Raw genomic sequence first — 23333 nt, 5'->3', positions numbered from 1 at the left:
CGATGTCGATGAAGATGCCTTCCTCGCTTATCGCCGAAGGGGAACGCGGCCATCGCCGAGGCGTGGTGCTTGGGCTCACAATGGCCGAGCTTCTCCTCCTTCTGCTTTTCTGCCTCCTTCTGGTCTCGGCCAGCATCGCACAGCGAAAAGATGAGAGGATCGCCGAGCTGCAGGCCTCCGCGAACCTGGACATCACGGTGGGCCAGCTTGCCGACATGCGTGCCGAACTGGCGCGCCTGCAGGCGCTGTTTCCAAAAGCGGCGCTTCCTTTGCCGCCAGCCAACTGGACCGAGCTCGTTGCGGCCAAAGCGGTGATCGACGGGCTTACGGAAAAGGGCATCGATGCCGCGCCGACGTCAGATCCGACGCTGCGGAAATTGCTGCTCGAAATCAGCGAAGCCAAAGCCGCCGACCCCCGTCTGCTGGACCGACTTGAAAAGACGCTCTCGGCCTCCAACGACAGGAGCGCGGACGCTGAATCGTCGATGCAGTGGCCGCCGATGATAACGTTGAGCGACGACGGCTATACATTTGAACGTGGCAGCGCTGCTCTCACCGACGCGTTCCGGGCTCGTTTGCAGACCAAGGTCACGGACGACGTTCTGTCTTTGCTGACACGCTACAAAGTCGATGTCGTCGAGATCGTCGGTCACACGGATGAGCAGAAAATCAATCCGGCCAAGCCGTCCAACCTCGATGCGGTTGCGATCTCGGCGATGAACGGAGCCAGCGCTATCAGCGATTTGACCCCGGCCGACAATGCGGGGCTGGGGCTCTCGCGCGCTATCGCGGTAGCGAACGCGCTGATCCAGACGGGACGGCTGGGCAGTGTGAAGATCATTCCGTTGTCAGCGGCACAGCTCGTAATGCCGGGAGACATTATCGCCGACGGCAGCCACGTTGGCGATGTTCGGGAACGCCGGCGTATCGAGATTCGGGTACGACGGTCCTCGGACGGCGGCACCAATTAACGCGGTGATCGCGCGATTCAGCCTGCTTGGCGGTATCGACAACGACGCCCTTGTTTTGACCGCAGCGCTTTTTCGCAATCGCGTGGCCTGGATCGCAAAGCCTTCGTCGCTTCGCTCCCGCTGCACCGAGGGATCGACGAACGGCGCCCAACTACCCCAGCCACCACCATAGCGCCGCGATCACCGCGATAACGGCCGCCACGCTTAGCGCCAGCATGATGTAGGAGCCCTTGATGATGTCGGCGATGATCTTCTTGATGGCCTCGCGGTCGTTGAGATTGGGGAAGGGCTCGTTCGGTTGCGCCACGTCGAGGAAGTGGCAGAGCGGGGCCCAGCCTTCGCTGACCTTGAACACCAGCAGCTTTTCCGGCGGCACCGCCGCCTTCACTTCCTCGACATATGCGTTGTAGCGCTCCACGGCCTTGGCGCGGTTGCCCATGACGCCGGCTAGCGTGCGGCCCCAGATCAGCCTGCGTGACATGTCGCCGAATTTCCGGCCGAACGGCGTCAGCCATTCCAGGATCTTGAACTGCCAGACATTCTCGGTGAAGTAGATCGTGTCGATGGTGCTCTCGTACCAGGCTTCCGCGCCGCGCGGGTGCAAGGTGAGCAGCACCTTGGCGTCGGGATAGGCGGCCATCAGTTCGCGCCACACGCAGCAGCCTGGATTGTCGACCGTCGCCTTGTAATTGCCGAACACCCGGCTCCAGTCCTGCTGCGTGCCGGGCGGGCTGTTGGCCACCTTGCGCCAGAAATCGAGATGGCCCTTGTTGGCCTTGTTCAGGATCACTTCCTGCATGTGGTAGCAGGGCAGGCCGAGCCTGTTCAGCGCGACGAAGGTCGACCATGTACCGGTGCGCCCGAAGCCGGCCCCGATCAGCGTGAGCGTCATTTGTTCCCCCGACCAAACCAAGGCCGCGTGCTCGCGCCAAAAAAGGACGCCGCGGCAACCCTAGGCATGCCCTGCGCGACAAGGACGCCGCGCTGCAGGATCGATTTGCTCGCTTGCATCGATCTGCTGGCAACACGTTGCGCCCCGGCCGGCATTTGCGCAACAGATTTCTATGGGGCCTGTGTGAGAGGACCGCTGTTGACGTCGGACGATGATAGAAGAAGACGCATTGCCGTCTTGGACGGCGCGGAGCGGATCGGCGCGATATCCACGCCTCCAGGTGAGACGTTGCCGTCATCGACGCTTTCGCAAAATCAAACGGAGGGCGGGCAGCGCCGCTGCCCGCCCTCGCAGCTCACTCAGCCGCGAGCTTGTCCTGCGTGTTCGTATCGAAGTCGCTGGCGTCGTGACGTTCGTGCAGCTGCATCGCGGGTTCGCCGAATGCGCGGTTGACCATGCGGCCACGCTTGACCGCGGGGCGCTCGTCGATCGCCTTCGCCCACCGCTGCACGTTCTTGTAATCCTGCACCGAAAGGAACTCGCCGGAATCATTGTACATGCGGCCGAGCGCCAGTCCGCCATACCAGGGCCAGACCGCCATGTCGGCGATCGAGTAGCCGGCGCCGGAAAGATATTCGGTTTCGGCCAGGCGGCGGTCGAGCACGTCGAGCTGGCGCTTGGTTTCCATGGCAAAGCGGTCGATGGCGTATTCGATCTTGGTCGGCGCGTACGCATAGAAATGACCGAAGCCGCCGCCGAGATAAGGGGCAGAGCCCATCTGCCAGAACAGCCAGGACAGGGTCTCGGCGCGCGCCGGCTGGTCGGTCGGCAGGAACTCGCCGAACTTTTCGGCGAGATAGGTGAGGATCGAACCGGACTCGAAGACGCGGATGGGCGTGGCGCCGCTGCGGTCCATCAGTGCGGGGATCTTGGAGTTCGGATTGACCTCGACGAAGCCGCTGCCGAACTGGTCGCCATCGTTGATCCTGATCAGCCAGGCGTCGTATTCGGCGCCCTTGTGGCCAAGCGCCAGCAGTTCCTCCAGCATGATCGTCACCTTGACGCCGTTCGGCGTCGCCAGCGAATAGAGCTGCAACGGGTGCTTGCCCACCGGCAGCACCTTGTCATGCGTCGGGCCGGCGATCGGGCGGTTGATGCTGGCGAAGGCGCCGCCGCTCGGCTTGTTCCAGGTCCATACTTTCGGCGGAGTGTATTCGGTCATCGCGGGGCCTCGTATTGTGGGGAGAGACAGGTTGGAAGCGGGACTGGCAGTTGCACCTACAGCTAGGGCTGCAAACGGGAAAGTTCAACTTGCGTTGAACTATTGTCAATGACCATGCCTCTCATCTTCCCTTTGGGCTTCGAAAGGATGGAGGGATGCCCCCCAACCCCTTGCGCCTTGGTTCGCGTGCCATACCTATAGGAACGTGACCCCCAAGCCCGTCCAGGACAAGAGCATGCCCATCAATCCCAACAGACGCTCCGTCGTTGCGGTGCGCGCCACCATTCCAGACGATGCCTTCACTGCCGGGGCATTGGGCACGCTGCGCGAAGGCAGCGGCGTCGTTATCCGCGAGAATGGGTTGGTGCTGACCATCGGCTATCTCATTACCGAGGCGGAAGAGGTGTGGCTTACGACCCATGACGGCCGCGTCGTGCCGGCGCATGCGCTGGCCTACGACCAGGAATCGGGCTTTGGCCTGGTTCAGGCGCTGGCGCCGCTTGGCCTGCCGGCGGTGGCGCTGGGCGACGCCGGCAGGGCCAGGATCGGGGATAGCGTGGTGCTCGCCGACGGCGTCGGCCAGTCGGTTCAGGCCAGGATCGTCACCAAGCAGGAATTCGCCGGCTATTGGGAATATCTGCTCGAGGAAGCGATCTTCATCGCGCCGGCGCATCCTTCCTGGGGCGGCGCGGCGCTGTTCGATGCAAAGGGCGCGCTGCTCGGCGTCGGGTCGCTGCGCCTGCAGATGAGCCGCAACGGCGAGGTCGCCGATATCAACATGGTGGTGCCGATCGACCTGTTGCCGCCGATCCTCGACGATCTCCTGACGCGCGGCCAGGTGGCGCGGCCGCCACGGCCATGGCTCGGCGCCCTCTCGGCCGAAAGCGACGGCCGGGTGGTGGTGATGAGCGTGACCGAAGGCGGTCCGGCCGCCAAGGCGGGCCTGCGCGAGGGCGACGTCATCTCAGACATACGCGACGGCGCGGTCGACGGGCTGGCCGATTTCTATCGCAAGCTATGGGACAGCGGTTCGGCCGGCGCCGAGATCCCGATGCGGGTCCTGCGCGACGGCCGTGAAACCTGGCTGCGCGTCAAATCCGCCGATCGCGACAGTTTCCTGAAGAAGCCGCAGTTGCAGTGAGCGCGTTACCTTCTCGACAGCAGAGAAGGAAAGCCTTCAGCCCAGTCCAAAGAAAAGCCGCCGTCGCTTGCGCGAGGGCGGCTTTTTCCTGGGAGGACGTCAAGAAGAAGACGATCAAGAGATTCAAGATACCGTTCTATCTCCTTGTTCGGGCTTGAGAAGATCAAGCCGCGGCCTTGTGCTTCCTGACGTGGGTGTGCTTGCGTACAGGCTTCTTCACATGCCGGCTGGCGTGCTTGCGATGCGACCGCATTGATGGCAAACGAAATGCCAAGCAGGGCACTCATCCATCCGGTCGGACGTCGTTGCATTTTCAGGACCATCCCTTTGCGTTGCGCCGCGAGCGGTTCCGGCCGCCGCGGGGGTGGTTATCGCAGCACCGCTTTTCTCCAGTTTTTCCCGGACGTTGAATCTTGTTCTAAAGTGTGTCTGGAGGGCGCTTCTCCCTCCTCCGCTGTGGGAAGACGTAAGAGCGCTGCGCCCGCTGCGGCGCTTCTGCCTCTTTCCCCGCCGCTGTCATTCGCGTATGGGCCGGGGCAACTCCCGCACCCTCACATCAGCCTCCCGGACCACTCATGATCAGACTTGAAAACATCGGCAAGCAGAACGGCCGTCAGCTTGTCTTCATCGAGGCGTCAGCCGCCTTGCAGAAAGGCGAAAAGGTCGGGCTCGTCGGCCCCAACGGCGCCGGCAAGACAACACTGTTTCGCATGATCACCGGGCAGGAACAGCCCGACGAGGGCCAGGTGCAGGTCGATCGCGGCGTCACGATCGGCTATTTCAGCCAGGATGTCGGCGATATGGACGGCCGTAGCGCGGTGGCCGAAGTGATGAACGGCGCCGGGCCGGTGAGCGAAGTGGCGGCCGAGATGGCGGCGCTGGAGGCGGGTATGGCTGATCCCGACCAGGCGGACCGGATGGACGAGATCATCGAACGCTATGGCGAGGCGCAGCACCGCTTCGAGGAACTCGACGGCTATGCGCTCGACGGCCGGGCGCGGGAAGTGCTCGACGGTCTCGGTTTCTCGCAGGAGATGATGGACGGTGACGTGGGAAAACTCTCCGGCGGCTGGAAGATGCGCGTGGCGCTGGCGCGCATTCTGCTGATGCGGCCCGACGCCATGCTGCTCGACGAGCCGAGCAACCATCTCGACCTGGAAAGCCTGATCTGGCTCGAGCAGTTCCTGAAGAATTATGACGGCGCGCTCCTGATGACCTCGCATGACCGCGAGTTCATGAACCGTATCGTCAACAAGGTGGTGGAGATCGATGGCGGTTCGCTCACCGCCTATTCCGGCAATTACGAATTCTACCAGCAGCAGCGCGCGATCGCGGACAAGCAGCAGCAGGCGCAGTTCGAGCGCCAGCAGGCGATGCTGGCCAAGGAGATCGCCTTTATCGAACGGTTCAAGGCGCGCGCGTCGCATGCGGCCCAGGTGCAGAGCCGGGTGAAGAAGCTCGACAAGATCGATCGCGTCGAGCCGCCGAAGCGCCGCCAAACGGTGAATTTCGAGTTCCAGCCGGCGCCGCGCTGCGGCGAGGACGTCGTGACATTGAAGAACGTCCACAAGGCCTATGGCAGCCGTTCGATCTACGAAGGGCTCGACTTCCAGGTCCGCCGCCGCGAGCGCTGGTGCATCATGGGCGTCAATGGCGCGGGCAAATCGACGTTGTTGAAGTTGGTGGCCGGAGCCTCAGATCCCGACCAGGGTTCGGTGGCGCGCGGGCCTAGCGTGAAAATGGGCTATTTCGCCCAGCATGCCATGGAACTGCTCGACGGCGAGCGCACCGTGTTCCAGACGCTGGAGGACAATTTTCCGCAGGCCGGCCAGGCGCCGCTTCGGGCGCTTGCCGGCTGCTTCGGTTTTTCCGGCGACGAGATCGAGAAGAAGTGCCGGGTGCTTTCGGGCGGCGAAAAGGCGCGGCTGGTGATGGCGCTGATGCTGTTCGACCCGCCCAACCTCCTGGTGCTGGACGAGCCGACCAACCATCTCGACATCGTCACCAAGCAGATGCTGATCGAGGCGCTGTCGCAGTATGAGGGCACCATGTTGTTCGTCTCGCACGACCGCCATTTCCTCGCGGCGCTGTCCAATCGCGTGCTGGAACTGACGCCGGATGGCATCCACACCTATGGCGGCGGCTACACCGAATATGTCGAGCGCACCGGGCAGGAGGCACCGGGGCTGAGGGGATAAGCACAGAGGCTACTCTCCGGAAGCGGCCGTGGAACGCTACGCCGTCATTTCCGAAAAGAGCCAATCGCGAAAAGCCTTCACCTTGCGCCGGCGGACCGCGTCCGGAGGGTAGACCAGGTAGAAGCTGGAAACCGATTTCAGCGCGTGGCCGAAAGGGCGGACAAGCCTTCCGGTGGCGAGGTCGGCCGCCACGAGCATGGTCCGGCCAAGTACCACGCCTTCACCTTGCACGGCCGATTCGACGGCGAAAGTGGCGGAATCGAAGGTAATCCCGCTCCGCGGATCCACGCCTTCCACTCCCGCGCTGGACAGCCAGGCCGCCCAGCCGATCGGGAAACCATCATGGATCAGCGTGTGGTGCCTGAGATCGTCGGGCTTCTCCAGCGGCCAGGCGCCCTGCATGAGCCTCGGGCTACACACTGGAAACACCTCCTCGCCAGTGAGGAATTCCGATGTGAGACCCGGATAGTTTCCGGCGCCATAGCGGATGGCGACGTCGATGCCGTCGCCAAGGAAATTGGTCAACCTGCCCGTCGTCGAAATCCTGACGTCGATGTCGCCATGCGCGCGATGAAAGCGATAGAGCCGCGGCACCAGCCATTTTCCCGCGAAGCCGTCGGAGGTGGAGACGTTCAATGTCGAGCCCGAATGGGCGGCCGTCGCCGATTGGGTGGCGGCCGCGAGCTGGTCGAGCATCTCGTGGACCGCCCTCGCATAGGGCTCGCCCACGGCGGTGAGGCGCACCGAGCGCGTCGCGCGCTCGAACAAAAGCACGCCGAGCTGTTCCTCAAGGTGCTTGATCGCCCGGCTGACGGCGCCGTGCGTGACGTTGAGCTCGTCGGCTGCCCTGGAGAAATTCAAATGCCGCGCGGCGGCCTCGAAGGCCGGCAGCGCGTTGAGTGGGGGAAGTCTGCGGATCATGGCCAATCTGTGAGATTTGATCACAAATCCTTGCCAAAGTTTGGATTGTCTGTCCAGCGCATGCTGGACAGAATGCTCGCAGGATTTGTGATCAAACGTCACGAGAGCAGCATGGCTACCGTTCACCCCTTCCTCTGGTTCAATCTCAACGCCGAAGAGGCGCGCGACTTCTATCTGTCTGTGTTCAAGAATGGCCGGGCGCTTGAGGCGATCGAATTCACCGATTTCGTCGGCGGCACGAATAAAACGGTGCCGCACGCGATCTTCGACTTCGAGCTCGAGGGCCAGCGCTTCACCGCGCTCAATGCCGGCTCGATGCCGCCGTTCAATGAGCGGATCTCGCTCTACATCGAGACCAAGGACCAGGCCGAGACAGATTATTACTGGAACGCGCTGACGGCGGGCGGCGGCGCTGAAAAGCCTTGCGGCTGGCTGAGGGACAAATTCGGCGTCTACTGGCAGGTGATCCCCGAAGCGGCGCTGCGCCTGATGAACGACCCGGACCGCGACAAGGCGGGGCGGGCGCGGCAGGCGACGTACAAGATGAGCAAGATCATTGTCGCCGACATTGAGGCGGCCCACGCCGGCAAGGCGTAATCCAGCAGTCCATCCTGAAGACGGAGGTTCCCATGGCATCGCTCAAAGGCAAGAGAATTATTGTCGTCGGAGGCAGTTCCGGCATAGGGCTCGGCGTAGCGGCAGCCGCGCTGGAGCGCGGCGCGGAGCTGGTGATCGTCGGCCGCTCGGGCGAAAAGCTCAAGGCCGCGGAACGGGCGCTCGGCCCAGGCGGTCGCGTGCGAAGCCTTTCGGCTGATATGACGAAGGAAGCGGACATTGCCCGGATGTTCGACGAAACCGGTGCCTTCGACCACCTCGTCTCGACGGCCGGCACGCCGCCGCCCAACGACCCGATCGGCCAGACCGACATGGACTACGTGCGGCGCTTCGTCGACAACAAGCTGATCGGCGCCGTGATGCTCGCCAAACATGGCGTGCGCACGCTGAAAGCCGGAGGGTCGATGACCTTTACATCAGGCATCAACAAGGACCGCCCGCCGGTTCCCGGAGGCTCGGTTGTTTCCGCGATCGCCGGTTCATTCAGCTATTTCGCCCGGGCGCTGGCGCTGGAGCTGGCCCCGACGCGCGTCAATATCGTGTCGCCGGGATGGGTCGACACGCCGATGTGGGACGAACTCGTCGGTGAGGCCAAATCCGGTTTTTTCGCCGGCATAGCCGCCCGCCTGCCCGCGAGAAAGGTCGCTACGCCCGCCGACGTCGCCCCTGCCTATCTCTACCTCATGGAAAGCGAATTCACGACCGGCGAGACGATCCGCATCGATGGCGGACAGAACCTGATCTAGTTGGCATCGCAGGGTCGTCAAACGTCACGCTTCGATGCGCCGCCACCTGGGTTTGAACGATACCGTCCGCAGTCCGGCGTCGCGCACGCGATTGACTAATGCGTCGTTGACGAACACCGGGGACGCGCGCATCGGCAGCTTGAAAATTTCGGCGGTGCCGATCTTGTCCGCATCGAATTCGTATCGCTCGATCGCGAGAATGGCGCCGTCATCAAAATAGACGATTCCAGACCGCTCCTCGTCCAGCGCATCGATCACGGTGGTCACGTTGAAAAGCCAGACCTCTTCCCCGCGCAACGGGATCAGCTGGCCATAGGGCAGCAGATATGCCTTCAGCGCGTCGACGGCAGGCTTGCGCAAAAGCGGCGCATGCTCGCCAAGCCAAGGGAAGTCCGAATAGAGGGGGTCGCCCTCCGACACGCGGCGCATGACCGGTGGGTCCCAGTTCTCGAGGGGTGTTCCGTCAAGGGAGAAGAAGACCTCGTAGTAGGCCTCGTCGACCGGAAGCACCCATTCCTGGCCCTCGACAACCGCGAATTCGTAAATGGTCGTCATGGGCGGCGTTCCCAAGTTCAGTCCTGCTTCCGCTTCTGCGATCCCATCAAACGCTGGCCTGCCTTCAGAAGCATCAAAGCATATCATCTATGGATATTTTGTCGTGGCCGGGGGGCCCGGCTCGCCCGCGAGTTCGTTCGGCAGCGGCAAACTCGAGCACCGCAAATGTATCCTGCGGGCGAATATCTTGCGCTCCTTTTGCTCGTGCTCCTTGATGGCTGCCGCGAGACCCAATCCGTAAGGGCCAAGGAAGACACCGGTCCCCCAACCGGGATGCTCTTTTTCACGCGCATCATAGTTCGAGGCCTCGACCCGGGCCTGTTGGCATTCCGGCGATATCCATTTCGGGTCTTGCGTCGAAAGCGAGGCCCCATAATCCACCGGAGAGCTCACACATCCAGTTGCCACCGTGGCTAGCACCACCAACACCACAAGTTTCATCCCGGGTCTTCTCCGCGGCATTTTCGAGAGCACAGACCCTCCTTGCTACACGGGGAAGGCCGGCGCAAGGCGGTTGACCCGGCAGGCCATCCGGCCGATAGGTCCGCTAAAAACCTCGAGAACCCCATGACCACACAGCTCCACGATGAGACGACGGCCGAAGCTGAGCCCGTTTCCGATGCCGACGCCGCCTGGCAGGACGACATCCGCGCCGGCGTGCGCCATGTGCGCGACCTGGCCGTGCTGCCGCTGTCGCCGGGCGAACGCGCGGCGGCCCAGGAAGCAGCCTCCGGTCACAAGGTGCGCATCCCCAAATCCTATCTCGACCTGATCGACTGGGAAGACCCCGCCGATCCTATCCGGGCGCAGGTCATCCCGTCTCCCGACGAGCTGGTGACCGGCGAAGGCGAGCTCGACGACCCGATCGGCGACCACGCCTTCAGTCCGGTGCCCAGGCTGACGCATCGCCATGCCGACCGGGTGCTGCTGTTTCCCACCTATCAATGCGCGGTCTATTGCCGCTTCTGCTTCCGCAAGGAGTCCCTGACCTCGATCGGACGTGGCTATACGCGCGAAGCCCTGGAGCCGGCGCTCGCCTATATCGCTTCCCACCCCGAGATCCGCGAGGTGATCCTGACTGGCGGCGACCCGCTCTCGCTGCCCGACAAGGCGCTCAGCGAAATCCGCGCCCGCATCGAGGCGATCGCGCATGTGCGGCTGATGCGCATCCACACCCGCGTGCCGGTCGCGCTGCCTTCGCGCATCACGCCAGGGCTGATCACTGCCTTGCAAGGCCGGCTGATGATCACGGTCGTCACCCATTTCAACCATCCGCGCGAGATCACCGATGCGACCGAGGCGGCCTGCCGCGGCTTGCGGCAGGCGGGTTTCGTGCTGCTCAACCAGAGCGTCCTGCTCAAGGGCGTCAACGACACTGTCGAGGTGCAGGAAGAACTCTGCCGCGAGCTGATGTACCGCCTGGGGGTAAAGCCCTACTACCTCCACCATGGCGACCTCGCGCGCGGCATGGCGCACCGCCGCACCACGATCGCCGAAGGCCAGGCGCTGGTGGCCGCGCTGCGCGCGCGCCTGTCCGGCATCTGCAATCCCATCTACGTGCTCGACCTGCCCGACGGTGGCGGCAAGGTGCCGATCGGGCCGGGTTACGTGGAAGACCGCGACGGCGGCAACTGGCGCATTCGTGGGCAGGATGGAAAGGTGAGGGAATATACAGAAGTGGTGAGCCAGCTCTGAGTCCACATTCCCGGCGGCGTCCGTGCGATCAGGCGTTGTCGCGCCCCGGCATAAATGCATATTGTGAGCGGTTCGCGGTTGCGGAGCATGGGCGGTGGCAGCGGCAGGCAGCAGTCAAGGCGTTGTGTCCCAACGGCAATTCGTCGACACCGGGGTTCAGCACTGCGTGCTGGACACGGCAGGCCTGGCGCCTCGGCAAGCCCTTGCGTTGTGGCAGGAGAATATCGGCCTGCTCTACGACGTTCGCCTGCGCAACGCCGGCGATGACCGGTTTCATTTCCACGCCGATGCCTTTCACTTCGGCGAGATCGTTCTCACCTCGTATGGGTGCATCGCGCAAAGCTTCGACCGCTCGCGCGCCCGGATCAGCCGCGACGGCCTCGATCACATCACTGTGCAGGTCTGCCTGCGCGGAAGCCATGGACGGCGCGATGGCGCATCGGATGAAAAGGCCTCGTCGGGGGACCTGATCGTGGCCGACCTGGCACAGGCCCAGTCGACGGGTACGTCCGATTTCGACAGCCTCAACCTGACCATGCCGCGCCGCCTGCTGGCGCCATTCCTAAAGGCGCCGGACGAGCACAATATGCGCGTCATTTCCGGCAACGCGCCGTTGGCGGCGCTGTTGCGTGGGCATCTTGTGGGCCTCTACGGGGCCGCGCCCGCAATGAGCCGTCAGGACGCCGAGGCGGTGATCGGGCCGACGCTGGAACTCGCCGCCGCAGCCGTGAATTCGGCCGTGGCGGAGGAAAACGCCGCCTCGGTCCACCTGGCGCTGACCAGCGAGATCCGTCGCCACATCGACGCGCATATCCGCAGCCGGCACCTCACCGCCGAGGCCATCGCCGCCATGTTCGGCATTTCCATGCGCAAGCTCTATTACCTCTTCGAGCCTCATGGCGGTCTTTCCAGATATATCCAGGAGGAGAGGCTGCGCCGCTGCCGCGCCGAACTCGCCGATCCCGGCCGCCGGCACGAAAGCATTGCCGAGATCGCCGATCGCTATGGTTTCGGTCACCGCAAGAGCTTCGTGCGCGCCTTCCGCCGCTCTTTCGACATGACCCCGCGGGAGATGCGGGCACATGCCGCCCATGGGCGCAGCCAGTCCCTCGGCCATGGCGAGAACCGCACCATGTGGCACTGGATCCGCGAACTGCGATAGAGGCGGCGTGCCAGCCGAAAGGCAAATGAATCAATGGACAAGCGGTGTCCGATCAGCAGGCATGTGAAGAGCCTTCCCGTGCTTTCCGAGGCGATTTCCCCGATCGGTTGCACCAGCGGCCACATTCCCTGCGCCTCATGCCACATTTGCGCGGAGCCCTCACATAGGTCTTGAAATTCTGCCGCAGCCCGCGCGAAAAGCGGCCGAAGGCTCACACCACGTCGAGGGCACTGGAGGGGTTCATGGCACTGTCTAGAGCGGAGAGGCAGCAAACGGCGCCCGCCATCGGCGGCACCCCGTGAGGTTCTGAGCGGGGATCGAACGCAGGTGGCCGACCAGGACACCATCATAGTTCTGTCCACGGACGCGATCGCGGCCCGAGAGCGCGAAGCTGCCGTGCGCGAGTTCTATGGCCGCATCTGCATGCGGCTGGACCTTGCGCCGCTTGAACGCGGCGAGTTGCGGCTAAGCGCCTCCACCACCATCCTGCCAGGGGTGAGCGTGGCCCACGGGCAGGTCGCGCCCATGGCTTGGGAACGCACGCCCGCGCTCCAGCAGGACGCCAATGACGACCTGGTGGTGTCCTGGATCGCGGGCGGGTGGCGTTTCGATACGGCACGGCACGAGGCGGTTGAGACCTCGCCCGGTGCGCCCTGCATCATGCCGATGGACCGGAGCTGGCGAGCGAGGGCGCAGAACGGCGATTGGACGATCTGCGCGCGATTTGCCCGATCGACGCTCACTCCTCTCCTTCGCCATGTCGGCGATCTCAGGCCGGATGCCATCAATCCCGGCACGCCTGAAGCGCGGCTTCTGCTGGCCTATGTCGAGGCGGTGGCGGGTGGGGCGATCGGCCCCGGTCTGGCGCCGCTGGCCGCCCAGCACATTGCCGATCTGTTCGCCGCGGCGGTCGGCGCCAACCGCGAGGTTGACCAGGTGGTCGCCGGCCGCGGCGTTCGTACCGCCCGCATGAATGCCATCAAGCGTTATATCGAGGAGAACCTGCACCGAGCGCGCCTCTCGGCAGAGACGGCGGGCCGGGGGCTGGGGCTCAGCCCGCGCTACATCAGGCGCCTTTTCGCCGAAGAGGGGCAGGGGTTTTCCGACTATGTCATGCAAAGACGGCTGGAGCGGGTCCACCGGCAGCTCGCCAGCCCGCTTTTTTCAGCAAGGCCGATCGCCGACCTCGCTTTCGAGGCGGGGCTGGTCGAACCCTCGACCTTCTACCGGCAGTTCCGGTCCCGCTATGGCATGACCCCATCGGAGGTGCGCGCCGGCCGCGCGCCGTGAGACGCATGCGGCCGCTCACGCATGGCAAACCCGGTCACCTGTTCCGTCAGTGCCACTTGCCTGTGCCGCCAGTGCGATACGCCTTTATCCACGGTGCGGGCATGGTCGCGCCGGCGGACGCGGGTGCAACGGCATGCGCGGGAGCGGGGGCGAGCGGCCAGGCCTCCGTGACATCGGAAAGCTGGCCCTGGAGATAAAAATGCGTGCGGCGAGAAGCTTGATACTGGGCATTACGGTTTTCTGCGCAATTCTTCCGACCGAGGTCTTCGCGGCCTACAAATGCATGAATCCGGCAATCTGCAGGGCGGTCTGCGGCAGCGAAACATGCGGCAAGATCGCCGCGCGCGATCCCGACATGAAGGCGCTGGACCTGTCCAAAGGCGCGTCCGGGCAGATCGCCGCTTCCAGCAGCGGGTCTTCGTCCGGGACCAGCTCGAGAAAAACCTACACCTGTTCGAACCCGGCGATCTGCATCGCGGTCTGCGGCAAGAAGACCTGTCCGTAACCAGAACGGACTCGGCGTATCATCAGAGGCGCCGGCGCGCTGCGCCGGCGCCTTTCGTGCGTGCACGCGGTCGGCGTGCCGGAACGCGGCGGCATTCCCAGCCTGGTTCCTCTCGCTAATATTCGTGGGCGAGGACTTCAGTCCTGGCCGCCGAGCCCCTGATTTTTCTCCTTCAAAAGAATCTCATCGCGCCCGGGAATAAAGCGCGGGGCTGCAGGGTCTTCACTGTAGCGGGCCAATCTGACGGCCCGCGCCGAGGAAACGAAACAAGGACCTAGCCAAAATGACCAAGCTCGCTCTCAGCGTGGCTGCCATGATGCTTGCCTCGAGCGCTGCCTTCGCCGGCAGCGATCATGGCGCCAACAACGCCAACCAGCCGGTCGCTCCGGTCGACACCAATGCCACCGGCTCGATCGCCTACACCGCACGCCCCAATGGCGCCGACACCAAGATAAAGACGGGGCCGAGCCAGGGGTCGGTGCAGGACATCATCACCAGACACAACAACGACAGCCTCTGGGGTCGCTGAATTCATGGGGCCGGGCCGGCTCCCGACGGGTACCGGCCTCTCCTCGTCGTTCCTTCCAGGACTTTGGCCATTCGCGACTTTAGCCACCACCTCGAACAGGAGATCACCATGTTCACCATGACACGCCGCACAGTGCTTGGCACCGCCGCCGCTGCTGCTGCCTTCGGCCTTGCCGGCAAGCTTGAATTCATCCGTCCGGCCTTCGCGCAAGCTCCGGTGGAGCCCACCGTCGGCTTCTACGGATACAAAGTCGGCGATATCGAGATCACCGCCATCTATGACGGCATCTGGCGCAAGCCGCACGACCCGGCCTTCATCAAGGATGTCTCGGTCGAGGACACCAAGGCAGCACTCGCCAAAGCGGGGCTGACCACCGACTTCATGCCCATCCCGCTCACTGTCGTCGTGCTCAAGATGGGCGGCAAGCTGATCATGATGGATGCCGGCTCGGGCGTCGGCCAGTGGCAGGCCAATGCCACGCATCTGCCGGCCAACATGGCCGCGGCCGGCATCGACTACAACGCGATCGACACCGTCATGATCTCGCATTTCCACCCCGATCATGTCTGGGGCCTGATGGAAAAGGGCACCAACGCGCCGGTGTTCCCCAATGCCGAGCTCATCGTCAACGCCACCGAATACAAGTGGTGGACCGACCCAAGCCGGCTGGCCAAGCTGCCCGAGGGCCGCAAGCCGGCGGGCAAGCGCATCGCCGAGAACTTTCCGAAATGGAAGAACTGGAAGCTGGTCGAGGACGGCGCCGAGGTCACGCCCGGCATCCAGATCATCGCCGCGCCCGGCCACACACCAGGCCATTCTGTCTACCTGGCCAACTCCGGCAAGGAGCAGATCATGATCTCGGCCGACACTATGTATGTGCCGGCGCTGCTGGCGCCGCATCCGGAGTGGCAGGGCGCTTACGACCAGGACGGACCGACGGCAATCGCCACGCGCCACAAGATCATCGACCGGGTGATATCGGACAATATCCGCATTTCCGGGTCGCACTTCCCGTTCCCGGGCACCGGCACCTTCGTCAAGGACGGCAAGGCATACGGATTTACCCCGGTCCAGATCTGAGCACGAGCTTCCAACGCAAGCGAGAAAGACAATGAAACGATCCCTTTTGAGCAGAAATGCCCTGTCGGGCAGACATGCCCTGTTCGGCCTGCTCGGCGCCATTGCCGTGCTGACCGTGCTTCCCGTTGCGACAATCATGCCGGCCCATGCGGTCGACGACATCGAAGGCGCCGACGCGCCGGATCTCACCGCCATCAAGGCCAAGATCGATGCCAAGGACTATTCCGGCGCATTGGCCGAGCTGCGCGATCTGGCGCAGGACACGCAGCAGGCGGACGTCTACAACCTGCTCGGCTTCACCCTGCGCAAGACCGGCGACTACAAGACCGCGCTCACCTACTACACCAAGGCGCTGGAGCTGAAGCCCGACCACAGAGCCGCCCGCGAATATCTGGGCGAGCTCTATGTCGAGACCGGCGACATGGACAAGGCCAAGGAGCAGCTGGCCTCCCTGCAGCAGCTGTGCCCGGCCGGGTGCGACGAGCTTTCCGACCTGCGGCAGGCCATCGACACCAAGGTGACGAAGTAGGACCTTTTCTCTTCCCCACAAATGGGGAGAGCTGGCTCGGCGTAGCCGAGACGGAGCAGGGGCGTTGGCACCGAACTCGCCCCTTCGTCCACCACGGTTGGGCGCTCGTGGCTGGCGCGCTTTGCCGGAGCCGGCATCCTCTCCCTCGCGCCGGCTCCGGCCTTTTCAACATCAGGCGCTTGGCGCCTGCCCGTGCCAAAAAGATCGGAGGCTGACCATGACATTGACCGAACGCTCCGCGAAGCTGCAGGGTCTTGCCGCTAAATACCACCTCGGGGACGTGGGCCTGCTTGCCGGCCGCCTGCTTCTGTCTCTCATCTTTTTGCATGAGGGCGCCACGCTGGCCGCCCATTTCAATGCCGCCGCCAGGGCCATGGCAGCGCTTGGTGTCAACCTGCCGCTGTTTGTCGCCACCGTCGCGTTGCAACTGGGGGCAGGGCTCTCCCTCGCGTCAGGCCTGCTGACGCGGCTTGGCGCCATCGCGCTCGGCCTGTTCTGTTTGGCAACGGCCATGCTGTTCCACACCAATTTCGGCAGCCAGAACGAACTGCTGCATTTCGAAAAGGACCTGGCGATATCGGGCGGCATGTTCGTGCTGGCCGTTGCGGGCGCCGGCAGGGTCTCGCTGGACCGGCTGTTGGCGCTCCATCTGCGACAGCGCCAGCGCGGCGAGGACATGCCGGCCGCGTTGCCCACAGCGGAGACCCAATTGCCAGTGGACGTGAAGCAGCTGGTTTGAACGGCGCCGCCTTCGCATTCGCCCAGCGGAGCGCCGCGCCTATTTCCCGCGCTTTGCTGGAACCAGCCTTGACCCCCCGCATTGCTTTAGCAGGGGCTCAAGGAGCGCGGCGTGAAAGCATTGTTGGGACTGGTCTGCGGTTTCGTTATGACCCTTGCGGTGTTCGGTAGCGGTCTGGCCTTCGCCGTCTGGCTAATCACCGCGAACCCACCGCGCCAGGCACCGGCCACCGTCAGTATGGCGGAGCTTTGGACCAAAACGGCGCGGCCGGTGGACAGAAAGGCGCAGAATCTCGAGCGCCTGCCGGCCGAGCAGCCCGCGCCCGCCAATATCGAGCCCAAGCGCCAGGCCGGGGAGACCGACCCCACCGGCACCGGCGCCATCGCGCCCGCCACGGCCGAATTGCCGCAGCCGCATGTCGCCTGGTGCGCGAGCCGCTACCGCTCCTACCGGCCGCAGGACAACAGCTACATGTCCTATAGCGGGCAGCAGCGCCCCTGCATCTCGCCCTATCTCGACGCCGACCGTGCCGCGCCGCCCGCCGCCGAGGCCAGCTACGTCGAGGACAACGGCACTGGGCCGGGCGCCTATGCGGCCGCTGGCGATGATAACCATGTCGCCTCCTGCTTCAGCCGCTACCGCTCCTACCGCCCGGAAGACAACAGCTACCAGCCCTATTCCGGCGGGCCGAGGCGGCAATGCCAATAGCGGGCGCTGCGCTTTCCGGCTGCATTCCACGCAAAATTCCACTCCGGCAAGGGTTTCTACCACGCTGCCTACCACGCCCACACAAACACCACGCCCTTATCAAGCCGCCAACAGCGCAACAACGGACCGAGACGGTCGTGCGCTGAACGACCTGTCACTGCAAGATCCAGTGGGATCGCGGTTGGCCGGTTTCGCCTGAAACAACAAACACGGTCCCATGAGCGCGGGCGGGCGGCGCGTTGGGGCCAAATGTCAACTTCAAAAGATGGAAACCGAAATGAAGAAGATCGTATTGACCGTTGCCTCGTTGTTGTTCGCCTCCGGCATGGCTTTTGCCGGCAGCGACCACTTTGGCTCCGACTTCATCCCTGCCGCAAGCAGCTATCCAACCACACATGCGATGATGTCGGGCGGTGCCAAGACGGCTGTCCCGAGCGTCACAAACAGCATCGCTGACAGCGCAATGGGGGCAAACTCGAACTCCGACATGCCTGCACAGGGCTATGGTCAGGGCATCTGGGGACGCTGACAACAAAGCCGGCCGCCATGGCCGGCATCCAGGCGGCGGGCGGACCCGCCGCCTGGATCATTTCGCGCCATGACCGGCTCTGCCCGGCGCGCCTCGTACCATCCCAATCTCCAACGACCCAGCCCGGCGATCACGCAAATTCTTTGGATCGTTCGGAGGCGGGCGGCGTTCAGATGCTACCCAATGGAGGATTTGAGAAATGGGCGACGACCAACGGCATGGGAAAATCCAGGAGCGCGCCTATCGGATCTGGGAGCGCGAAGGCGGCGGCGACCCCGAGCAGCACTGGCACCGGGCCGAGGCAGAGATCGACAGGGAGCTGTCGATGGCGGCAGGCAACGCGCCGCCGCGCGAGATCGCCAGCACCGACGTGCTTACGGTCGAGGAATTGGCCATGCGCACCGGCATATCAGGCAAGCAGGCACAGGACCTGATCGACAGGCTGGGCAACGACCGCGCCGCGATCGAACAGGCAGCACTCGGGCTGAAGGGCAAGCGGCGGCGAAATCCCGGTCAGGAAGAGGCCAAATGATCTGCAAACTCAAGGACGGAAAATACCGGCTCTATTCGCGCAAGAAGGATGAGAAGACGGGCAAGCGACGGAACCTGGGGCTTTCGATAGCCGCGAGGCGGCGGAGAAGCATGAGCGCGAGGTGCAGTATTTCAAGCGCCATTGAGGAAATCGACTCGTTGGTCCTTTATTCTCGGCGTTGTCCCTGCCGTTCACAAAATCCGACCCACCAATTGTAGGCTGCATTGGATTTTGGAACACGAGGCAGATGCCAATCGTGATGCGAAGATGCGGCCCTTGCCCTCGCCACGAGGACAGATAGGGCATATAGTTGAAGATCGCCGGCTCGGACCTGACAAGCTGGCGATTGAGAGCGGAGACGTCGCTTTAACTACGGCGCGCTTCTAACTCGGGTTGTTTCACACGCTCTCATAATTGCCCGCCGCGGCCGGCCTCTGCTTTGCGCGATCCCGGTCGCTATTGCATCTATCACTGAAGGAGAACTGAGCTTTTCACTGGAGGAGAAGTCGTCATGCATTACCTTCCCAGACGTGAATTCATCGTTCAAGGCGGGGCAGCCCTCGCAGCGTTGGCGTCCTTTCAATCGCGGATTGCCTCTGCCTTTCCAAGCCGGGCCGGCGAGGAAGTCATCAAATGGTTGGATCAGCTGCCGCCGAACCCGGTTCCGGAAGTCATCAAAAATCAGCTGGTGTGGGAGGATCTCGATTCCTGGGTGACGCCCAACGACAAGTTCTTTTCAATCGCGCATTTCGACCGGCCGGTGATCGACGAAAGCACTTGGAAACTCGAAATCGGCGGCTCCGTTAAAAAGCCGACAACCCTGACGCTCGCCGACATCAAGGCTCGACCGCGCCAGGAAGTCACCTTCACGGTCGAATGTTCGGGCAATACCGGTCTGCCGTTTTTCAATGGCGGCATTGGCAATGCGCGCTGGGCGGGCACGCCGCTCGCGCCGATCCTCAAGGAGGCCGGAGTCCTCGACACTGGTATCGAGGTCGTCTTCTGGGGCACCGATAAAGGGGAAATCAAGCGGGCCGACGACGTCAAGTTCACGCAGAATTTTGCGCGCAGCATGTCACTTGCCGACGCCATGGATACCAAAAACATCCTTTGCTACGAGATGAATGGGTCCCCCTTGCCTTCTGACAACGGCTTCCCGCTGCGGCTGATTGCGCCGGGATGGTACGGGATCGCGAACGTCAAATGGATCAAGCGCATAGACGTGAACGATCAGCGCTTCGAGAACCGGTTCATGGGACGCGATTATGTCACGCTGCGCGAGGAAAACCACAACGGCGAGACAGTATGGGTGGAAACTTCGGTCGGGCGGGCGAGGCTGAAATCGGCACCGGCCCGGGTCACTCATATCGGCGATGACTACCGGATCGTCGGGGCCGCCTGGGGCGCACCGGTCGACCGGGTCGAGGTGAAGATCGATGACGGGCCATGGATGCCGGCGGCCATCGACGAAACCGACAAGGCGGACTTTGCCTGGAAACTATGGTCCGTCGACTGGCCCAAGCCTTCCGCCGGAGAGCACGCCGTCACCTCGCGCGCGGTTGATACGGGAGGGCAGGTCCAACCCGCAATGGACGATCCCATCATTGCCAAGAAGCATACCTATTGGGAAAGCAACGGTCAGGTGACGCGACGTATCAACATTCACTGACTGGCGGGCAGTCGTATCAAAGTGTCTGAGAGCGATGTGCCCCCATGTCTTTGGCATGGGGTCACCCACATCCGACCAGGCGCCGGCCTGAAGCTGGCCAGAGACGATGCGATGACGACTCCATCGCAGCGCCAAGAGCGGTGTTTAGTGACCTGCGCGGACGCGGAGAAAACTTGAACGGCTGGCGTTCCTCGCCCTTCGCCGAGCCCGGTGGCCGTCACCGAGCTCGACTCATGCGCGACGAGGACGGCGCCACGCCGTGACCCAATGGACCAAGGACCAGCTGAAAGGAGTGCCGGAGCACCGCGACTGAAGGGCCCGACCGTGGCCCTTTTCGAAAGGAGAGTGAGATGATCCGAAAGTGCCCGGACAAGGGCAATTCGCCGTGCCTGAGGGTGGTAGTGCTTAGTGACTTCGGCCAACCGAGAGTCTAGGCTGGCATCGGTTCTGTCAGCGCGAAGACCGTCACATGCCCCGCTTTCTTGCCGTCTACACCATGAAGCCTGAAGACCTTGCCCGCTTTCGCAGCCTGCCCAAGCCCGAGCAAGATGCGATTGATAGCGTCGGCCTACAGCAGTGGACGGACTGGGAGGAGAGAAATGCGGCATCTTTCCCCGATCGCGGCGGCATGGTCGGGAGGACGACGCGCGTTACCAAGGATGGGGTCGCAGACGCCGTGAACCCTTTCTGCGGCTACATTGTCGTCGAGGCCGATACAATCGATGCCGCCGCCCGCCTGTTCGAAAGCCATCCGCATTTCACCGTCTTCCCGGGAGACGGCGTGGACATCATGCCTTTCGTCACTGACCCTCAATGACTTGAAACTCCGGCTGTCGCTTTCTGATGTCAAAGGCTGTCTGTCAGCTCTCGGGGAACTTTTCCCCCGCGGAACCGATCCTGGCGGTTCGCGTCAGATTCAGGTTGAGAGCACGCTGACTTCCTGAAGTCTCCAAAACGTTTCCGGCCCCTTTGAGTTCTCGGGGAGGGATCGTTGGGGCGGCGCTGATCAAGCCGGTCGCGCCTCTTCGACGTTGCGCGCGCTCCAATGGCGCCAGATGACGGGAATGGTCAGAACCAGGCCGAGTAGGGACGAATAGAGTTCGGGCGCCACCAGAAGCAGGGCGGCCAAGACCAGCAACACGTTTTCCCATGGCCGGGTGCGCACGAGCAGGTAGCGCGAGAGGGCGGCCCCCAGGCAGGTGATGCCGAGCACGCAGCCAAAGAAAGCCAGGAAGAAGTTCGGCCAGGTGAAATCTTTCGTCACCAGCAGAAGCGACGGCGAGAAGACAAAGACAAAGGGCACCAGCGCCTTGCCGAGCCCGAGCCGAAAGGCAGTGTTGCCGGTCTTGAATGGATCAGCTCCCGCCATGCCGGCGGCAGCGTAGGCAGCCAGCGCAACCGGCGGCGTGATGTCAGCCAGCAGGCCATAATAGAAGACGAAGAAGTGGGCGACGATCGGCTCGGTGCCGAGCATCACCAGTGCCGGCGCGGCAATCGTCACCATGATGATGTAGTTCGCTGTCGTCGGGATGCCGCAACCCATCAGGATGCAGACCACGCCGGTCATGATCAGCGTGAACAAAAGGGTCAGCCCGTGCGTCGAGAAGATCGCTTCGGGGATAAAGGTGCCGAACAGCAGCGACAGATGGCCTGCCGTCGAAGTGACGATGTAGGACAGCTTGAAGCCGACGCCGGTCAGGGTGACAACGCCGACGACGATGCCGACCGTGGCGGCGGCAGCGCCGACGGCGAGCGCATACTTGGCGCCGTCGCGCAGGCACACCACGATGTCGGCGACAGACATGCGCCGGCGCGGGTTAAACAGGCCGACCAGGATGCACAGGGTAATGCCCCAGAAGGCAGCCATGTAGGGCGTATAACCCGCAAGAAGCACGCCGATCAGGACGACGAGAGGGATGATGGTCGGCCAGTCCCGTTTCAATGCCTCGACCACGTCGGGCATCTCGTCCGGCCGCAGGCCGCGCAAGCCGGTGCGCTTGGCCTCGAAATGCACCTGCATGAACACGCCGAAGAAGTGCATGAAGGCCGGCACTATCGCTGCCAGGATGATGGTCGTGTAGGGCAGTTCGAGGAACTCGATCATCAGGAAGGCGGCGGCTCCCATGATCGGCGGCGTCACCTGCCCGCCGGTGGAGGAAGCCGCCTCCACCGCGGCGGCGAAATGCTTCTTGTAGCCGAGCCGGATCATCGCCGGGATGGTCAGCGAGCCGACGGTGACGGTGTTGGCGACCGACGAGCCAGAGATCATGCCGAACAGGGCCGAGCCGAAGATCGATACCTTGGCCGGACCGCCGGCGTAGCGGCCGGCGACCCATGCCGCGCAGTCGAGAAAGAGCTGGCCGAGACCGATGCGGGTGGCGAAGACGCCAAACAGGACGAAGTGGAAAACGTAGGTGGCGACAACGCCGAGCGCGATGCCGTAGATGCCTTGCGTCGTCAGGTAGAGGTGGTCGACGAGCTGGGAGACGGACGCGCCGGGATGCACCAGGATGCTCGGCATATAGGGGCCGAACAGCGCATAAGCCATGAAGAGGATGGCGATGATGGGCAGCGGGATGCCGACGGACCGGCGCGTCGCTTCCAGCAGGAGCAAAATGAGGGTCAGCCCGAGCACCACGTCCGTCGTCGTGGGGTTGCCGACGCGGAAGGCAAGATCGTCGAGCGGGATCATCGGCACGTGCAGGACCGCTACCACCGCGGCAAGCGCCAGCAGCCAGTCGAAAACCGGTATGCCGAGGGGCCGCAGAAAGCTGGATTGGGCGGGCTGGTCGTAGCCCTTCTTCACCAGAGGGAAGACGAGGAAGATCAGCGACAGCACCATCGACAGGTGGATGCCCCGGTGCAGCATCTCCTGCAGCAAGCCGAATCCAGCCGTGTAATAGTGAAACAGCGACAAGGCCACCAGGAGGAAGCCGACCAGCCAGCCGGCGGCCCGGGTCAGCGGCCGGAACCGGATCTCGGAGTCGAATTTCTCCTCCAGTTCGCGAGCCTTTTCCTCGTCGAACTCCATGCCGGAAAGCCTGATTTTGTCGTCGTCGCTCATAGTCGGTTCCGTATCCTGAATCCCCAGACAAACGAGGCGGA

At 63.4% G+C, this 23333-nt stretch carries 25 protein-coding genes and 1 pseudogene; 19 read left to right on the top strand and 7 right to left on the bottom strand.

What is annotated here, in order from left to right:
- Nucleotides 1-8 precede the first annotated feature (8 nt).
- Complete coding sequence (locus tag FJ426_RS08575; RefSeq protein ID WP_181167220.1) at nt 9-971, top strand: hypothetical protein; 963 nt, start codon at nt 9-11, stop codon at nt 969-971.
- A gap of 151 nt (nt 972-1122) precedes the next feature.
- Here FJ426_RS08575 and FJ426_RS08570 read toward each other — a convergent pair whose 3' ends face one another.
- Nucleotides 1123-1863, bottom strand: coding sequence for a sulfotransferase family protein (locus FJ426_RS08570; protein WP_140499042.1), 741 nt, complete (start codon nt 1861-1863; stop codon nt 1123-1125).
- A 355-nt stretch (nt 1864-2218) separates the two neighbouring features.
- Nucleotides 2219-3085, bottom strand: a complete 867-nt coding sequence (gene yghU, locus FJ426_RS08565; RefSeq protein ID WP_140499040.1) for a glutathione-dependent disulfide-bond oxidoreductase — start codon at nt 3083-3085, stop codon at nt 2219-2221.
- A gap of 235 nt (nt 3086-3320) precedes the next feature.
- Between yghU and FJ426_RS08560 the strand changes: the two genes are divergently transcribed.
- Entirely contained in the window at nt 3321-4226 is a 906-nt protein-coding gene (locus FJ426_RS08560) for a S1C family serine protease (RefSeq protein ID WP_140825159.1), read from the top strand.
- A gap of 5 nt (nt 4227-4231) precedes the next feature.
- Here the strand turns inward: FJ426_RS08560 and FJ426_RS08555 are convergent, their stop codons facing one another.
- Complete coding sequence (locus FJ426_RS08555) at nt 4232-4513, bottom strand: hypothetical protein (RefSeq protein WP_140582494.1); 282 nt, start codon at nt 4511-4513, stop codon at nt 4232-4234.
- A 288-nt stretch (nt 4514-4801) separates the two neighbouring features.
- On the opposite strand from FJ426_RS08555, the gene FJ426_RS08550 reads away from it, so the two are divergent.
- Complete coding sequence (locus FJ426_RS08550; RefSeq protein WP_140565326.1) at nt 4802-6424, top strand: ABC-F family ATP-binding cassette domain-containing protein; 1623 nt, start codon at nt 4802-4804, stop codon at nt 6422-6424.
- 36 nt (nt 6425-6460) lie between these two features.
- Here FJ426_RS08550 and gcvA read toward each other — a convergent pair whose 3' ends face one another.
- On the bottom strand, nt 6461-7345 hold the full coding sequence (gene gcvA / locus FJ426_RS08545) for a transcriptional regulator GcvA (protein WP_140499030.1): 885 nt from the start codon (nt 7343-7345) through the stop codon (nt 6461-6463).
- A 111-nt stretch (nt 7346-7456) separates the two neighbouring features.
- On the opposite strand from gcvA, the gene FJ426_RS08540 reads away from it, so the two are divergent.
- A complete protein-coding gene (locus FJ426_RS08540; RefSeq protein ID WP_140582491.1) occupies nt 7457-7942 on the top strand; it encodes a VOC family protein in 486 nt (161 codons plus the stop codon).
- A gap of 32 nt (nt 7943-7974) precedes the next feature.
- Nucleotides 7975-8706, top strand: coding sequence for an SDR family oxidoreductase (locus tag FJ426_RS08535; protein WP_140582489.1), 732 nt, complete (start codon nt 7975-7977; stop codon nt 8704-8706).
- Nucleotides 8707-8730: 24 nt separating this feature from the next.
- Here the strand turns inward: FJ426_RS08535 and FJ426_RS08530 are convergent, their stop codons facing one another.
- Together FJ426_RS08530 and FJ426_RS08525 are read right to left on the bottom strand one after the other, a co-directional pair.
- The gene (locus FJ426_RS08530) at nt 8731-9276 is read right to left on the bottom strand and encodes a DUF1629 domain-containing protein (RefSeq protein WP_246675521.1); all 546 of its coding nucleotides are present in this window, start codon (nt 9274-9276) and stop codon (nt 8731-8733) included.
- 72 nt (nt 9277-9348) lie between these two features.
- Nucleotides 9349-9702 (bottom strand): hypothetical protein, encoded by a 354-nt coding sequence (locus FJ426_RS08525; protein WP_140499023.1) that lies wholly within the window; start codon nt 9700-9702, stop codon nt 9349-9351.
- A 126-nt stretch (nt 9703-9828) separates the two neighbouring features.
- Between FJ426_RS08525 and FJ426_RS08520 the strand changes: the two genes are divergently transcribed.
- The 14 genes and pseudogenes from FJ426_RS08520 to FJ426_RS08450 all read left to right on the top strand — a co-directional run bounded on the left by FJ426_RS08520 (nt 9829) and on the right by FJ426_RS08450 (nt 21045).
- On the top strand, nt 9829-10956 hold the full coding sequence (locus FJ426_RS08520) for a KamA family radical SAM protein (RefSeq protein ID WP_140499021.1): 1128 nt from the start codon (nt 9829-9831) through the stop codon (nt 10954-10956).
- A 124-nt stretch (nt 10957-11080) separates the two neighbouring features.
- Nucleotides 11081-12118, top strand: a complete 1038-nt coding sequence (locus tag FJ426_RS08515) for a helix-turn-helix domain-containing protein (RefSeq protein ID WP_181167667.1) — start codon at nt 11081-11083, stop codon at nt 12116-12118.
- Nucleotides 12119-12445: 327 nt separating this feature from the next.
- Nucleotides 12446-13408: an AraC family transcriptional regulator gene (locus FJ426_RS08510; protein ID WP_140559818.1), complete on the top strand. Its 963-nt coding sequence runs from the start codon at nt 12446-12448 to the stop codon at nt 13406-13408.
- A gap of 199 nt (nt 13409-13607) precedes the next feature.
- Nucleotides 13608-13913, top strand: coding sequence for a hypothetical protein (locus FJ426_RS08505; RefSeq protein ID WP_140499015.1), 306 nt, complete (start codon nt 13608-13610; stop codon nt 13911-13913).
- Nucleotides 13914-14196: 283 nt separating this feature from the next.
- The gene (locus FJ426_RS08500) at nt 14197-14442 is read left to right on the top strand and encodes a DUF680 domain-containing protein (RefSeq protein ID WP_140499012.1); all 246 of its coding nucleotides are present in this window, start codon (nt 14197-14199) and stop codon (nt 14440-14442) included.
- 108 nt (nt 14443-14550) lie between these two features.
- Nucleotides 14551-15522, top strand: a complete 972-nt coding sequence (locus tag FJ426_RS08495; RefSeq protein WP_140499010.1) for an MBL fold metallo-hydrolase — start codon at nt 14551-14553, stop codon at nt 15520-15522.
- Nucleotides 15523-15553: 31 nt separating this feature from the next.
- Nucleotides 15554-16051, top strand: coding sequence for a tetratricopeptide repeat protein (locus FJ426_RS08490; RefSeq protein WP_140521451.1), 498 nt, complete (start codon nt 15554-15556; stop codon nt 16049-16051).
- Between the two features lie 217 nt (nt 16052-16268).
- Complete coding sequence (locus FJ426_RS08485; protein WP_140499005.1) at nt 16269-16790, top strand: DoxX family protein; 522 nt, start codon at nt 16269-16271, stop codon at nt 16788-16790.
- Nucleotides 16791-16901: 111 nt separating this feature from the next.
- Complete coding sequence (locus FJ426_RS08480; RefSeq protein ID WP_140559817.1) at nt 16902-17498, top strand: BA14K family protein; 597 nt, start codon at nt 16902-16904, stop codon at nt 17496-17498.
- A 277-nt stretch (nt 17499-17775) separates the two neighbouring features.
- The gene (locus FJ426_RS08475) at nt 17776-18027 is read left to right on the top strand and encodes a hypothetical protein (RefSeq protein ID WP_140499001.1); all 252 of its coding nucleotides are present in this window, start codon (nt 17776-17778) and stop codon (nt 18025-18027) included.
- A 199-nt stretch (nt 18028-18226) separates the two neighbouring features.
- The gene (locus FJ426_RS08470; protein ID WP_140498999.1) at nt 18227-18559 is read left to right on the top strand and encodes a DUF2934 domain-containing protein; all 333 of its coding nucleotides are present in this window, start codon (nt 18227-18229) and stop codon (nt 18557-18559) included.
- A gap of 511 nt (nt 18560-19070) precedes the next feature.
- Nucleotides 19071-20228: a sulfite oxidase gene (locus FJ426_RS08460; RefSeq protein WP_140825158.1), complete on the top strand. Its 1158-nt coding sequence runs from the start codon at nt 19071-19073 to the stop codon at nt 20226-20228.
- Between the two features lie 233 nt (nt 20229-20461).
- Nucleotides 20462-20541 (top strand): annotated as a pseudogene (locus FJ426_RS31740) (PRC-barrel domain containing protein); the annotation flags it as partial.
- A gap of 156 nt (nt 20542-20697) precedes the next feature.
- On the top strand, nt 20698-21045 hold the full coding sequence (locus tag FJ426_RS08450) for a hypothetical protein (RefSeq protein ID WP_140500147.1): 348 nt from the start codon (nt 20698-20700) through the stop codon (nt 21043-21045).
- A gap of 189 nt (nt 21046-21234) precedes the next feature.
- On the opposite strand, the gene FJ426_RS08445 is transcribed toward FJ426_RS08450, so the two are convergent.
- Nucleotides 21235-23292: a TRAP transporter permease gene (locus FJ426_RS08445; protein ID WP_140516105.1), complete on the bottom strand. Its 2058-nt coding sequence runs from the start codon at nt 23290-23292 to the stop codon at nt 21235-21237.
- Nucleotides 23293-23333 lie beyond the last annotated feature (41 nt).

It is taken from the genome of Mesorhizobium sp. B2-6-4 (genome assembly GCF_006441495.1).
Classification (GTDB): domain Bacteria; phylum Pseudomonadota; class Alphaproteobacteria; order Rhizobiales; family Rhizobiaceae; genus Mesorhizobium.
This window is presented reverse-complemented; position numbering and strand designations above follow the sequence as displayed.

What these genes read in the sequence shown, in the direction of transcription:
- FJ426_RS08575 (WP_181167220.1), top strand. Translation starts at nt 9, where the DNA reads ATGAAGATGCCTTCCTCGCTTATCGCCGAAGGGGAACGCGGCCATCGC.
- FJ426_RS08570 (WP_140499042.1), bottom strand. Translation starts at nt 1,863, where the DNA reads ATGACGCTCACGCTGATCGGGGCCGGCTTCGGGCGCACCGGTACATGG.
- yghU (WP_140499040.1), bottom strand. Translation starts at nt 3,085, where the DNA reads ATGACCGAATACACTCCGCCGAAAGTATGGACCTGGAACAAGCCGAGC.
- FJ426_RS08560 (WP_140825159.1), top strand. Translation starts at nt 3,321, where the DNA reads ATGCCCATCAATCCCAACAGACGCTCCGTCGTTGCGGTGCGCGCCACC.
- FJ426_RS08555 (WP_140582494.1), bottom strand. Translation starts at nt 4,513, where the DNA reads ATGAGTGCCCTGCTTGGCATTTCGTTTGCCATCAATGCGGTCGCATCG.
- FJ426_RS08550 (WP_140565326.1), top strand. Translation starts at nt 4,802, where the DNA reads ATGATCAGACTTGAAAACATCGGCAAGCAGAACGGCCGTCAGCTTGTC.
- gcvA (WP_140499030.1), bottom strand. Translation starts at nt 7,345, where the DNA reads ATGATCCGCAGACTTCCCCCACTCAACGCGCTGCCGGCCTTCGAGGCC.
- FJ426_RS08540 (WP_140582491.1), top strand. Translation starts at nt 7,457, where the DNA reads ATGGCTACCGTTCACCCCTTCCTCTGGTTCAATCTCAACGCCGAAGAG.
- FJ426_RS08535 (WP_140582489.1), top strand. Translation starts at nt 7,975, where the DNA reads ATGGCATCGCTCAAAGGCAAGAGAATTATTGTCGTCGGAGGCAGTTCC.
- FJ426_RS08525 (WP_140499023.1), bottom strand. Translation starts at nt 9,702, where the DNA reads ATGAAACTTGTGGTGTTGGTGGTGCTAGCCACGGTGGCAACTGGATGT.
- FJ426_RS08520 (WP_140499021.1), top strand. Translation starts at nt 9,829, where the DNA reads ATGACCACACAGCTCCACGATGAGACGACGGCCGAAGCTGAGCCCGTT.
- FJ426_RS08505 (WP_140499015.1), top strand. Translation starts at nt 13,608, where the DNA reads ATGCGTGCGGCGAGAAGCTTGATACTGGGCATTACGGTTTTCTGCGCA.
- FJ426_RS08500 (WP_140499012.1), top strand. Translation starts at nt 14,197, where the DNA reads ATGACCAAGCTCGCTCTCAGCGTGGCTGCCATGATGCTTGCCTCGAGC.
- FJ426_RS08495 (WP_140499010.1), top strand. Translation starts at nt 14,551, where the DNA reads ATGTTCACCATGACACGCCGCACAGTGCTTGGCACCGCCGCCGCTGCT.
- FJ426_RS08490 (WP_140521451.1), top strand. Translation starts at nt 15,554, where the DNA reads ATGAAACGATCCCTTTTGAGCAGAAATGCCCTGTCGGGCAGACATGCC.
- FJ426_RS08485 (WP_140499005.1), top strand. Translation starts at nt 16,269, where the DNA reads ATGACATTGACCGAACGCTCCGCGAAGCTGCAGGGTCTTGCCGCTAAA.
- FJ426_RS08475 (WP_140499001.1), top strand. Translation starts at nt 17,776, where the DNA reads ATGAAGAAGATCGTATTGACCGTTGCCTCGTTGTTGTTCGCCTCCGGC.
- FJ426_RS08470 (WP_140498999.1), top strand. Translation starts at nt 18,227, where the DNA reads ATGGGCGACGACCAACGGCATGGGAAAATCCAGGAGCGCGCCTATCGG.
- FJ426_RS08460 (WP_140825158.1), top strand. Translation starts at nt 19,071, where the DNA reads ATGCATTACCTTCCCAGACGTGAATTCATCGTTCAAGGCGGGGCAGCC.
- FJ426_RS08450 (WP_140500147.1), top strand. Translation starts at nt 20,698, where the DNA reads ATGCCCCGCTTTCTTGCCGTCTACACCATGAAGCCTGAAGACCTTGCC.
- FJ426_RS08445 (WP_140516105.1), bottom strand. Translation starts at nt 23,292, where the DNA reads ATGAGCGACGACGACAAAATCAGGCTTTCCGGCATGGAGTTCGACGAG.